Annotated in this window: 11 protein-coding genes; 3 read left to right on the plus strand and 8 right to left on the minus strand. The window is 41.7% G+C overall.

Annotated elements, in window-relative coordinates; all coding sequences use genetic code 11:
• Positions 1-114: 114 nt before the first annotated feature.
• The 5 genes from DW793_RS12785 to DW793_RS12800 form a co-directional block, all read right to left on the minus strand.
• Positions 115-681 carry a hypothetical protein gene (locus tag DW793_RS12785; RefSeq protein ID WP_118059763.1) on the minus strand — a complete coding sequence of 189 codons (567 nt, stop codon included), beginning with the start codon at positions 679-681 and terminating at the stop codon, positions 115-117.
• Positions 682-769: 88 nt separating this feature from the next.
• Positions 770-2,629 (minus strand): ATP-dependent DNA helicase RecG, encoded by a 1,860-nt coding sequence (recG, locus tag DW793_RS12790; RefSeq protein WP_390624688.1) that lies wholly within the window; start codon positions 2,627-2,629, stop codon positions 770-772.
• Positions 2,608-2,805 (minus strand): hypothetical protein, encoded by a 198-nt coding sequence (locus DW793_RS16025; protein WP_390624689.1) that lies wholly within the window; start codon positions 2,803-2,805, stop codon positions 2,608-2,610. Before DW793_RS16025 ends, recG begins: the two co-directional genes overlap by 22 nt.
• 153 nt (positions 2,806-2,958) lie before the next feature.
• On the minus strand, positions 2,959-3,498 hold the full coding sequence (gene rbr, locus DW793_RS12795; protein WP_117897019.1) for a rubrerythrin: 540 nt from the start codon (positions 3,496-3,498) through the stop codon (positions 2,959-2,961).
• A gap of 150 nt (positions 3,499-3,648) precedes the next feature.
• Positions 3,649-5,277 (minus strand): CTP synthase, encoded by a 1,629-nt coding sequence (locus DW793_RS12800; protein WP_117897020.1) that lies wholly within the window; start codon positions 5,275-5,277, stop codon positions 3,649-3,651.
• Between the two features lie 364 nt (positions 5,278-5,641).
• On the opposite strand from DW793_RS12800, the gene DW793_RS12805 reads away from it, so the two are divergent.
• The 3 genes from DW793_RS12805 (at position 5,642) to DW793_RS12815 (ending at position 10,051) form a co-directional block, all read left to right on the plus strand.
• On the plus strand, positions 5,642-7,024 hold the full coding sequence (locus tag DW793_RS12805) for an LCP family protein (protein WP_118158362.1): 1,383 nt from the start codon (positions 5,642-5,644) through the stop codon (positions 7,022-7,024).
• 160 nt (positions 7,025-7,184) lie between these two features.
• Complete coding sequence (locus tag DW793_RS12810; RefSeq protein WP_022286791.1) at positions 7,185-7,514, plus strand: metal-sensing transcriptional repressor; 330 nt, start codon at positions 7,185-7,187, stop codon at positions 7,512-7,514.
• Positions 7,515-7,528: 14 nt separating this feature from the next.
• Positions 7,529-10,051, plus strand: a complete 2,523-nt coding sequence (locus tag DW793_RS12815; RefSeq protein WP_118158363.1) for a heavy metal translocating P-type ATPase — start codon at positions 7,529-7,531, stop codon at positions 10,049-10,051.
• Positions 10,052-10,313: 262 nt separating this feature from the next.
• Here DW793_RS12815 and DW793_RS12820 read toward each other — a convergent pair whose 3' ends face one another.
• The 3 genes from DW793_RS12820 to DW793_RS12830 all read right to left on the minus strand — a co-directional run bounded on the left by DW793_RS12820 (position 10,314) and on the right by DW793_RS12830 (position 11,387).
• The gene (locus DW793_RS12820) at positions 10,314-10,505 is read right to left on the minus strand and encodes a hypothetical protein (RefSeq protein WP_117927112.1); all 192 of its coding nucleotides are present in this window, start codon (positions 10,503-10,505) and stop codon (positions 10,314-10,316) included.
• Between the two features lie 193 nt (positions 10,506-10,698).
• Positions 10,699-10,941, minus strand: a complete 243-nt coding sequence (locus DW793_RS12825) for a hypothetical protein (RefSeq protein ID WP_118158364.1) — start codon at positions 10,939-10,941, stop codon at positions 10,699-10,701.
• On the minus strand, positions 10,941-11,387 hold the full coding sequence (locus tag DW793_RS12830; protein ID WP_117927110.1) for a DUF4869 domain-containing protein: 447 nt from the start codon (positions 11,385-11,387) through the stop codon (positions 10,941-10,943). The genes DW793_RS12825 and DW793_RS12830 overlap by 1 nt, the downstream gene beginning before the upstream one ends.
• Positions 11,388-11,405: the final 18 nt, after the last annotated feature.

Below are 11,405 nucleotides of genomic sequence, written 5' to 3' on the forward strand. Positions count from 1 at the left end.
ATTAAACTAACATTTTAAAATTAAACTAACATTTTAAATAATATTTAACACTCAAAGCGAGTTCATACAGTTTTATGATAGTAAATAACCTTCTTTATGTTCAAATGACACAATTTATACATTGTTATCCGTCTTGCCCGTACTAAAAGATTTCATACTTTTGAGAATGACAGGATGCTTATGAACATACACTTTATAAGCTATCAGATAGATACAATAGGACGCTGCAAGAAGAAGTCCTATGCCGATGATCACGCTTACAAGGTAGTTCATGCCCACGCCTTCATTCAGCCATATACACGGATAATAAAGCACCTTATAGAAGATATCTCCCTTGCCCTCCTGACTGAATGAATCCCTGAATATTGCAGGAATAAAATACACTAGAAGCATAAGAAGATACACTATTGTAATATTGACCCAGCTCCAATTTTCATATGCGGCATGGCGTTTGCCGTCGTCATAAAAAAGTCTTAGGAAAAATATAAGCATGACCGCAAAGCCTATAAATGAGTCTACATTACTATTTGTCATAAAGCTCTTGAAAGCAGATGTGCTTGACGGAAAGACCGTAACCAGAGCCGGTATCAGCACAATGCCTGCAAAGGCTGAAAACAGTGTAAGAACGATCATTATCCCAATTCTCGACAGAATGTACTTTAAAAATTTTATTGCCTCCATAATTACCTCCATTTTGTTCTTTTACTTCGTAAAGTCTTTGTGCTTTACATCTCATCTTACACGATAAAGTTTTCAAACTTTACATTTTTCAATTATCTGACATAGTTTTGTCAAAGAGTTTATCCACAAGCTCTCTTAGATATATATTTTCTGTACGCTCAAGTTTAGGGTCTGCGTTTCTGATAAGCTGTGCGGCTTCCTGTGCTTTTCTTAGTATATCCATATCCTGTGACATATCCGCTATCTTCAATGCAGGAAGGCCATGCTGTCTGCTTCCGAAAAAGTCACCGGGACCTCTGAGTTTAAGATCTTCCTCAGATATCTTAAAGCCGTCGTTAGTCTTGCCCAAAATTTTAAGCCTTTTCACGCTTTCCTCATTCACGTTGTCTGTAATGAGGATACAACTTGATTTATATTTACCTCTTCCCACACGACCACGAAGCTGGTGAAGCTGGGAAAGACCAAATCTGTCAGCATTTTCTATTACCATTATTGCCGCATTAGGCACGTCAACGCCTACCTCCACAACTGTTGTGGAAACGAGCAGGTCTATTTTATGCTCCTTGAAGTCGTTCATGACCTGTTCTTTCTGAGCGCCGCTCATTCTGCCATGAAGAAGTCCCACAGTGTAATCTTTAAACGTGCCCTGAGAAAGCTTTTTAGCATAGGTCTTAACGTCCTGCAAGTCCATATCACTTTCCTCTATCATTGGACAGACTATATAACCCTGTCTGCCCTCGTCAAGATATTTTTTCACATAGTTAAAAGCACGCTCGCGAAGCTTTCCTGTAACGGCATATGTTTCAACGGGCTGTCTGCCCTTAGGAAGCTCTTTCAGTACAGAAATATCAAGATCGCCGTATATCATAAGGGCAAGAGTTCTAGGGATAGGCGTGGCTGACATAACAAGCTTATGGGGATTTTCACCCTTTGAAGCAAGTGCCGCTCGCTGTTCAACGCCAAAGCGGTGCTGCTCGTCTGTTATGACAAGGGCAAGCTTTTTGAACTTCGTTGTCTGCTGAACAAGAGCGTGTGTTCCCACTGCAACGGCGTATTCACCGTTTTCAAGCCCCTCTTTCACAAGCTTTTTCTGTTTTGGGGTCATAGAGCCTGTGAGCAGTGCCACCTTTACGCCAAGCGGTTCAAGGAAGCCTTTCAAGGTTTCATAATGCTGTTCGGCAAGTATCTCAGTAGGTGCCATAAGTGCGGTCTGACAGCCATTTTCATACACAAAATATGCCGCTCCTGCCGCAACTGCGGTCTTGCCTGAACCAACGTCGCCCTGAACGAGTCTGTTCATAGGCTGTTCTTTCTGCATATCCCTGATACAATCCTCTATGGCGGTTTGCTGGCTGTTTGTAAGGGTAAAAGGCAGAGCGTTATAAAAGCTGTCCATATCCTGCGTTTTCAGCACACAGCCGCTTTTTTCACGGCTTCGGCTTTTCATAAGCTGCATACCAAGCTGCAAAACAAGAAGCTCGTCAAAGACAAGGCGATTTTTCGCAAGCTCGCAGGTGTGCACATCTTTTGGAAAATGTATATTCTCCAAAGCATATTCAAGAGAACAGAAATTATACCTTTGCATTATGCTTTTTGGCAGCGGCTCATAGATATTCTTATTAAAAACATTCAGGGCGAGCCTTACTGTTTTTCTCAGCATTTGCTGACTAAGACCCTCTGTGAGGTGATAGACAGGCTGGACTTTATCTTCCGTATCGGCAGAAAGTATCACAGGAGAATTTATCTCTTTTCGCACAAGGTTTCCTGTTATCCTGCCGCAGAGGTAATACTCTTTATCCACTTCAAGCTGTTTATACATATACTCGCTGTTATAGATAACTATTACAAGGTCGGTGACGTCGTCGGTAAAAATGACTTTGTACACTGACAGACCCTTTCTGATACGGGCTTCTGGGAGCTTTTTAACTACTCTGCCTTTACTATGCAAGGCTCGTCTGTTGGTGCGTCGGCTATAGGCACGGGAGAGGTATAGTCAATATAACTTCTTGGATAATGACAAAGCAGGTCATATACTGTCTTTACGCCTAATTTCTCATAACATTCGGCACGTTTTTCCCCAACGCCTTTTAAGTATTCTATAGGCTTTTCAAGATCCTTGAGCATAGTGACGTCCTCCTCTCTTTTATTATAGGCACATTCCGTAATGTGATACTGTTCTTAACACAATAATAGCATATTTTATGTTATTTTTTAAGTTGCTCATACCAAAAAGTAGGCTGACACGCAAACACGCCAGCCTGCTCAGAAGGACCGATATTAATAATTATCTGCTTTGACCTGAAAATATGACTGTGGGTGTGCACAGACAGGACATACATCAGGAGCTTTCTTGCCGATAACGATATGACCGCAGTTTATGCACTGCCATACGCAGTCTCCGTCCTTTGAGAACACAAGGTCGCCCTCGATGTTAGCAAGAAGTTTCTTATATCTTTCCTCATGCTCTTTCTCGATCTCGCCAACTTTTTCAAACAATATAGCGATATGCTCAAAGCCCTCTTCACGAGCCTCTTTAGCAAAGCCTGCATACATATCCGTCCACTCATAGTTCTCACCCTCTGCGGCGTCTTTAAGATTTTCCACAGTTGACGGAATACCATCATGGAGCAGCTTGAACCATATTTTTGCGTGCTCCTTTTCATTTGCAGCAGTTTCCTCAAAGATATTAGCTATCTGTACATAGCCCTCTTTCTTTGCCTTGCTGGCATAATATGTATACTTATTTCTTGCCTGTGATTCACCTGCAAATGCAGCAAACAGATTTGCCTCAGTTTTTGTACCTTTCAGATCAGCCATTGTTTTTTCTCCTTTATATAAGATCAATACCGAAGTATTTATATATATTATACCATATCGCAGGCAAATGTCAACAGTATTTCATTAAAAACGCATAAAGCAGCACAAAAAATAGGACAAGCAAAAATATGCCTGTCCTGAAAAACTCGATTATTCTTTCTCGCCAAACTCAGAATACTCGATAGAAGCTCTGATGAAATCTCTGAACAGAGGGTGCGCTCTGTTTGGTCTTGACTTGAACTCTGGGTGGAACTGAACACCAACGAACCATGGGTGTACATTCTTCGGAAGCTCTACTATCTCAACAAGCTTTTCGTCAGGTGAAAGGCCTGCAAGCATAAGACCCTTATCTTCAAGAAGCTTTCTGTATTCATTATTGAACTCCCAACGGTGACGATGACGCTCACGGATAAGATTCTGTGGCGCTGAATAGATCTCAGCACATCTTGAATTGTCTGCAAGCTTGCATGGATAAAGGCCAAGTCGCATCGTGCCGCCCTTTTCTGTGATATCCTTCTGTGAATCCATTATATCTATAACAGGATATGGAGTGTCACCAAACTCGGAAGAATTTGCCCCTTCCAGTCCTGCAACGTGTCTTGCGAACTCAACAACAGACATCTGCATACCGAGGCAGATACCAAACATTGGTATCTTATGTTCTCTTGCATATTTGATAGCTTCGATCATGCCCTCGATTCCTCTGTCACCAAAGCCGCCCGGTACGATTATGCCGTCGCAGCCGTGGAGCATTTCAGCTACAGTGTTCTCATTGAGATTTTCAGACTGTATCCACTTAATATCAACTTCTGCGCTGTTCTCAAAACCGCCGTGACGGAGAGCTTCTGCTACGGAAAGATAAGCGTCCTCAAGCTCAACATACTTGCCAACAAGACCGATAGTTACTTTCTTGTTACAGCTATGAACTCTGCCTATCATTTCCTGCCACTCTTTAAGGTCTGGCTGTCTGCACTCAAGCTTAAGATGATGACAAACAACATCTGCAAGGCCCTCTTTTTCAAGCCAGAGAGGCACTTCATAAAGTGATGGCGCTGTAAGATTCTGTATAACGTCCTCTGCTCTTACGTTGCAGAAAAGACCTATCTTCTGCTTCATATCCTCAGGTATCTCCATTTCAGAACGAAGAACAAGGATATTAGGCTGGATACCGATAGAAAGCAATTCCTTTACGGAATGCTGTGTAGGCTTTGATTTAAGCTCCTTTGAGCCTGAGATATAGGGCAGCAGGCACACATGTATAAATACGGAATTTTCTCTTCCAAGCTCAATAGAAGCCTGTCTGATAGCCTCGAGGAATGGTGTGGACTCGATATCGCCAACTGTTCCGCCGATCTCTGTGATAACTATATCTGTGTCAGTTGATTTGCCTACTCTGTAAAGACGATCCTTTATCTCGTTGGTGATATGAGGAACAACCTGAACTGTGCCGCCAAGATAATCTCCTCTTCTCTCCTTATTAAGAACTGTCCAGTATATCTTACCTGTGGTAACATTTGAATTGATAGAAAGATTTTCGTCGATAAATCTCTCATAGTGACCAAGATCAAGGTCAGTTTCCGCACCATCGTCAGTTACGAAAACCTCACCATGCTGATAAGGTGACATTGTGCCTGGATCGACATTTATATACGGGTCAAATTTCTGAATGGTAACGCTGTAGCCCCTTGCTTTTAACAATCTTCCCAGTGACGCAGCGGTTATGCCCTTTCCAAGACCTGATACTACACCGCCTGTTACAAAGACATATTTTGTAGGCATATCATTTTTCCTCCATATATCAAAAATAAAACACAAAAAAATCAGGTGAGATCATGTGGACACAACTCACCTTTTCGCTCTTACTAATATCATAACAAATTTTTATACAAAAGGCAAGTGTTTTTTCTATTTTTCTCTGAATTTTTTATAAATTATCAAATAGCTGCAATAATCTCTTGTAAAATTGTTGTAAATTGAAGCGGTTTTATTTGATTTTATAAAAATAGAGGTAATTTTAAAGTCAAATTCGTACGAAATTTATGTTGTAATTTGAGGAAAAATAGTATATACTATTATTGTATTATGCTTAAACGAGCTATAGACTTCCGGCTTGCTGACTTTAATCGGAAACGAGGTTTATTTTATGGACAACGACAACAAGAACACCTCCAACACTCAGGGAGATAAGGATTTACAGTCGCTAATATCCAATGCAATAGAAAACAGAAAGATACTTGATGCTTCAAACTCAAACGGACCTACGGGGGTCATACCTATCCCCTCAAAGGAACAGCAGAAAGCTGATCCGATACATGAGTCTGATCCAAAGCAGGATAAGACGCCAAAAAAGAAAAAAGGCTGGAGCAAGAAGAAAAAGACGGGTATTGCTCTTGGAATAATATTTGTAGTATTCATTATTATAATTGCCATTATCGTAGGTTTGTTTTTCCACTACACAGGAATGCTTGACAGGACTAAAGACACTAAGATAAATTCAGGCAAAGCGCCTATAAATTCCAGCGAGCTTACAAACGAGGCGGATACATTTGACGCAAAGGAAAAAGAGGACGAGCTTAAGGCTCAGCTACAAAAGCAGTCCTCCAAGATATCCAGCGAGGACGTAACGAACATTCTGCTCATTGGCGAGGATATCCGTGATACAGAAGAGGAGAGCCGTGGAAATACTGATGTTATGATGATAATTTCCATAAACACCAAGAACAAGACTATTACAATGACCTCCCTTATGCGTGATATGTACATTTACATGGCACAGTTTGACGAGGGCAACAGGCTCAACAGCGCTTACTGGCACGGTGGCTGTGAGTATCTTGAACAGTGTATTGAGGATTATTTTGGTATCCAGATAGACAGATACGCAAGAGTGAATTTCTACTCGTTTATAGATATAGTTGAGACTGTAGGCGGTATCGACATGGAAGTGTCAAAGGCTGAAGCCGAGGGCATGAAGAAGCCGATGGCTGAACAGAACAAATACCTTAAAAATAAGAAAGGCACTGACTATATAAGCGACGACATATTTGCGGGCAAGAGTGATGAGGATAAGGTAAAGCTTCATCTTAACGGAAATCAGGCACTTGCGTTTGCAAGGCTTAGATATGTAGGAAATTCCGACTATGAGCGTACCGAGCGTCAAAGACGTGTTATCTCAGAGATCATAACCGAATCCAAGAAGCTCAGTCTTGTTCAGCTTGACAAGCTTCTGAACAAAGTCCTTCCTGAGATAAACACAGACCTTACTGATGGTGAGATCGCAAATCTGCTCCTCAATGCTTTTGACTACATGAAATATGATATCCAGCAGCTTAGAATACCTGCTGACGGCTATTTCACAAACGAAGTCATCTATAGCATGGACGTGCTTAATCCGGACTTTGCCGCAAACTCTGCGTTCATTCAATATATAGTTTACGGCAGTTGTAAAAACATTGACGAAGCTATCAAGCAGTATCAGGAAGAAAATGCTTACAACTACAGCTATGACACTGGGTATTACGGCTACTAACTGAATAATTGATATCCGCTTTCCTTTTGGGAGGCGGATATTTTTGCTTCGTGCAAAAAATATAAAAAATGGTTGACAAATACCCATAAGGGGTATATAATATATATGCAGCAAAAGATACCCCATAAGGGTATTCGATATAGTAAGGAGGCAAAAAAACATGGACAACAGAAATGATAAAGAACTGTCATGCGGCTGCTGTGATACTTGCAGGCACAAGCACACTCCCCGTGATGATAAGGAAATAAAACAGCTAAAGAATAGGCTAAGCAGAGTTTCGGGACAAATAAACGGCATTATCAAAATGCTTGACGATAACCGCTACTGCGGAGATATACTCATTCAGGTGGCGGCGGTTGAAAGTGCAATGCAAAGCTTCGGCTATCTTATTTTGCAGGAACACATGAAGACCTGTATGACAGAGGAGATACAAAGCGGCAACACTGAAGTTGTCGATGAAGTACTAGAGCTTATGAAGAAGCTTAAATAGAAAGGCAAGTATCTATGAAAAAGTTAAAATTCAATGTAACTGGCATGAGTTGTGCGGCGTGTCAGGCTCATGTGGAAAAGGCTGTGAGTAAGGTAGAGGGCGTAACGGACGTAAACGTGAACTTGCTTGCAAACAAAATGACGGTGGATCTTGACGAGGGCGTAACTAACGCTCAGGCGGTCATAAATGCTGTTGAAAGTGCAGGATATGGAGCAAGCGAGATAGGCGACAAAGAAAACAAAACTGCATCACCTGTTGCGGCGGCTCAGGACGAAAGCAAAAAGATGAAGAAACGCCTATGGTGGTCGGTGGGATTTTTGATACCGCTGTTCTATATTTGCATGGGACACATGGCGAACATACCTATCCCCCCTATTTTTGCAGGGCACAAAAACATGATGATATACGCACTCACTCAGCTTTTGCTCACAGTGCCTATCATTGCAATAAACTTCCACTATTTTTCAAACGGCTTCAAAAATCTTATCCACCGCTCCCCTAACATGGACAGCCTTATAGCTCTTGGTGCGGCGGCTTCATTCATATACAGTGTTTACGGCACTTACAGAATGGCTTACTTTATGGGCAGGGGCGACCTTGGCTCGGCACATGAGTATATGATGAATCTATATTATGAGTCATGCGGCATGATACTCACACTTATCACTGTGGGAAAATATCTTGAGGCTCGCTCAAAAAACAAGACGGCTGACGCTGTGAACAAGCTTGTGCGCCTTGCGCCTAAGACGGCAGTTGTTATCCGTGACAGCGAGGAGGTGGAAGTTCCTGCGGAAAACGTAATGGTGGGAGATGTATTCCTGCTCAAAGCTGGCTGGTCTGTGCCATGTGACGGAGTTCTTATTGATGGAAACTGCACTGTTGACCAATCTGCACTTACAGGCGAGAGCATACCTGTAGACAAGGCAGTGGGTGACAGAGTTATGAGTGCAAGCGTATCGGCTGGCGGTTTTGCTAAGGTAAGATGTGAGAAGCAAGCTAAAGACTCAACACTTTCACAGATAATCGCACTCGTTGAGGACGCTTCTGCCTCAAAAGCGCCTGTAGCAAGGCTTGCAGACAAGATAAGCGCTGTGTTCGTGCCTATAGTTATAACGATAGCTCTTATTTCACTGATAGTTTGGCTGTTGCTTGGCTATAGCTTCGCATTTGCTCTTAACATGGCAATATCAGTGCTTGTTATATCCTGCCCATGCTCATTGGGACTTGCAACACCCACTGCAATAATGGTAGGAACAGGTAAAGCGGCACAGTTCGGTATCCTAATAAAATCCGCTGAAAGCCTTGAAACTGCACACAGCATTGACACTGTTGTTCTTGACAAAACAGGAACTTGCACAGAAGGCAAGCCTGAGCTTATTTCAGCGCAAGCGTTTGGTATTTTTGATGTTTCAGAGCTTAAAAAGCTTTGTGGCTCGGCAGAATGCGGTTCATCGCACCCACTTGCAAAGGCTGTTACAGGTCACTGCAAGACAAATGGCATTGAACTCTCCCCTGCTGAAAGCTACACAGAAACAGCAGGCGGTGGTATATCAGCTGTTGTTGAGGGCAGAGACGTTCTTATCGGTAACAAGCGGCTTATGGATAACAGTGAAGTTGACATATCGATGGTTGAGGAGACGGCTCATGCTCACGCTGACAATGGTGAGATACCACTTTATGTAGCGATCGACAACAAGCTTGCAGGCATTCTGTTCATTGCAGACAAGATAAAAGAGACAAGTGCAAAGGCTATAGAGGGCTTCAAAAAGGCAGGCATTGAAACTGTAATGCTCACAGGGGACAACGAGAAAACAGCTAGAGCAATACAGAAAAAGCTTGGCATTTCACAGGTAAGATCACAGCTTATGCCTGAGGACAAGGCTACGATAATCAAAGAATTGCAGGAGCAGGGCAAAAAGGTAGCCATGATAGGCGACGGAATAAATGACGCCCCTGCCCTTACAACGGCAGATGTTGGAATAGCTATCGGTGCAGGACAGGATATTGCTATCGAGTCGGCTGATATCGTGCTAATGAAAAGCGATCTGAATGATGCTGTTACGGCTGTCAAGCTCAGCAGGAGCGTTATGAAGAATATCAAGGAAAACCTTTTCTGGGCGCTTATTTACAACTCGCTTGGTATTCCGCTGGCGGCAGGAGTATTCTACGGCTTGCTTGGCTGGAAGCTCAATCCTATGTTCGGTGCAGCGGCAATGAGTTTAAGCTCAGTTTGCGTTGTGACCAATGCGTTAAGGCTCAATCTTTTTAAAAGTGGCAGAGAAAACAAAGCCGCAAAGGCTGAAATAAATACTAAAACGGAGGACGAAAAAATGAAAAAGGTAATGAAGATCGACGGCATGATGTGTTCACACTGCACAGGCACAGTAACGAAGGTGCTTAATGCGATAGACGGTGTTACAGCAGATGTTTCCCTTGAGGACAAGTGCGCTTACATCACACTTGACAAGGACGTGGCTGACGAGGTGCTTTCTAAGGCGGTGACGGACGCAGGGTATAAGGTAAAGGGGATAAAGTAGGTTTTAGCTGTATATTTTGAAAAAAGCGGTGCTTTGAAAGCACCGCTTTTTTTGGAAATTGTGTAGCCCCGCGTATGCGGGGAAAAGGAGCTTGTGCCTGTTGCCGCAGGTGCAGGCTCAGGATCACCCCCGCGTATGCGGGGAAAAGTTACCTATTCCGCTGTTGCCAAATATCACTGTAACAGGTGAGTGAAATGAGAACAAATACATTTTTTATACTGTATGTATCAGCCTTAAAGGTTCGTAATATAGAATGTACCATTTAATTATCTACAGGGTCATCTGCACTAATTATGAATATATCTTGCTCATTATAATTATTACTGTACACAGTAATCAGATTACGTATACCACCATATGGTATAAGCCTAAACTTAGACCTGTCAACAAGACTTAGTAATTGATTCCAGAATACTCTTTCAGAGCCTGTTCCTTCTATAAGTATGTTTATCATTATAGTTCACGTCCTTTTAAACTTGGATAGACTAAGTTAAACTTCCCAAGCTGTGGTTCAATTATTGTAGCCTCACTTTTATCATCGAGTGTATACCTATCAGTCACTCTGCCAAATACTATATATTGGTTACTCTTATCCATGTCATAAAAATCTCTTGTCTTATTCGCCATAACTATATCTGCATTATCTATTATGAATAGACTGTCTTTAACTGTTTTAGAGCAGACTCAACCATATCAGCAGATGTCAAACTGTTTATGAATACAACGCCTTTTGCATTAATATTGGAACAATATGCAGAAAATATGTCATAAAACAAAGACTTACCTATTCCGCTGTTGCCAAATATCACTGTAACAGGTGAGTGAAATGAGAAATCGAATGAATATACTCCGTCTGTAACTTTTATCCTCTTATGAAGTAGCTTTGCCATTAGTCTAGCACCTCCAGTATTTGTAATGCATTTGTACAGTGTATCTTTTTTCCCATATAGTGCAGCAAAACATCAACACTAAAATTATTTATGATGCTTGGCAGTAATGGCATATATGCGTTTCCTCTGTTAAACATCAATATGCACCTCAGTGCATTGTCTCCAGCCTCAACACAATTGAACAGTTTATCCGGATTACTGTATATATTTATTGCTGTTTTACAGCCAGTACTAATTTTTCTGATGTCCACAAGTCTACCATATTTTGTTCTAATATCAGACCCTGATGAGTATGTTGAGTGATCCATGTTCAGTATTAGACTTTTTATTGTATCCGATATTTTAGTAGTACCTATATGCAAATTGAAGAATGCATCATTTCTTTCCTCTAGTTTTAAACCTGTTTTATTAACGTCCTCTTTCTTAATATATAAGTTTAATGGCATATTACCTACCTCCAGTTA

This window comes from Ruminococcus sp. AM31-15AC (assembly GCF_003462045.1).
GTDB classification, from domain to species: domain Bacteria; phylum Bacillota; class Clostridia; order Oscillospirales; family Ruminococcaceae; genus Hominimerdicola; species Hominimerdicola aceti.

What these genes read in the sequence shown, in the direction of transcription:
- rbr (WP_117897019.1), bottom strand. Translation starts at nt 3,498, where the DNA reads ATGGCTGATCTGAAAGGTACAAAAACTGAGGCAAATCTGTTTGCTGCA.
- DW793_RS12830 (WP_117927110.1), bottom strand. Translation starts at nt 11,387, where the DNA reads ATGCCATTAAACTTATATATTAAGAAAGAGGACGTTAATAAAACAGGT.
- DW793_RS12815 (WP_118158363.1), top strand. Translation starts at nt 7,529, where the DNA reads ATGAAAAAGTTAAAATTCAATGTAACTGGCATGAGTTGTGCGGCGTGT.
- DW793_RS12800 (WP_117897020.1), bottom strand. Translation starts at nt 5,277, where the DNA reads ATGCCTACAAAATATGTCTTTGTAACAGGCGGTGTAGTATCAGGTCTT.
- DW793_RS12820 (WP_117927112.1), bottom strand. Translation starts at nt 10,505, where the DNA reads ATGATAAACATACTTATAGAAGGAACAGGCTCTGAAAGAGTATTCTGG.
- DW793_RS12785 (WP_118059763.1), bottom strand. Translation starts at nt 681, where the DNA reads ATGGAGGCAATAAAATTTTTAAAGTACATTCTGTCGAGAATTGGGATA.
- DW793_RS12810 (WP_022286791.1), top strand. Translation starts at nt 7,185, where the DNA reads ATGGACAACAGAAATGATAAAGAACTGTCATGCGGCTGCTGTGATACT.
- DW793_RS16025 (WP_390624689.1), bottom strand. Translation starts at nt 2,805, where the DNA reads ATGCTCAAGGATCTTGAAAAGCCTATAGAATACTTAAAAGGCGTTGGG.
- DW793_RS12805 (WP_118158362.1), top strand. Translation starts at nt 5,642, where the DNA reads ATGGACAACGACAACAAGAACACCTCCAACACTCAGGGAGATAAGGAT.
- DW793_RS12825 (WP_118158364.1), bottom strand. Translation starts at nt 10,941, where the DNA reads ATGGCAAAGCTACTTCATAAGAGGATAAAAGTTACAGACGGAGTATAT.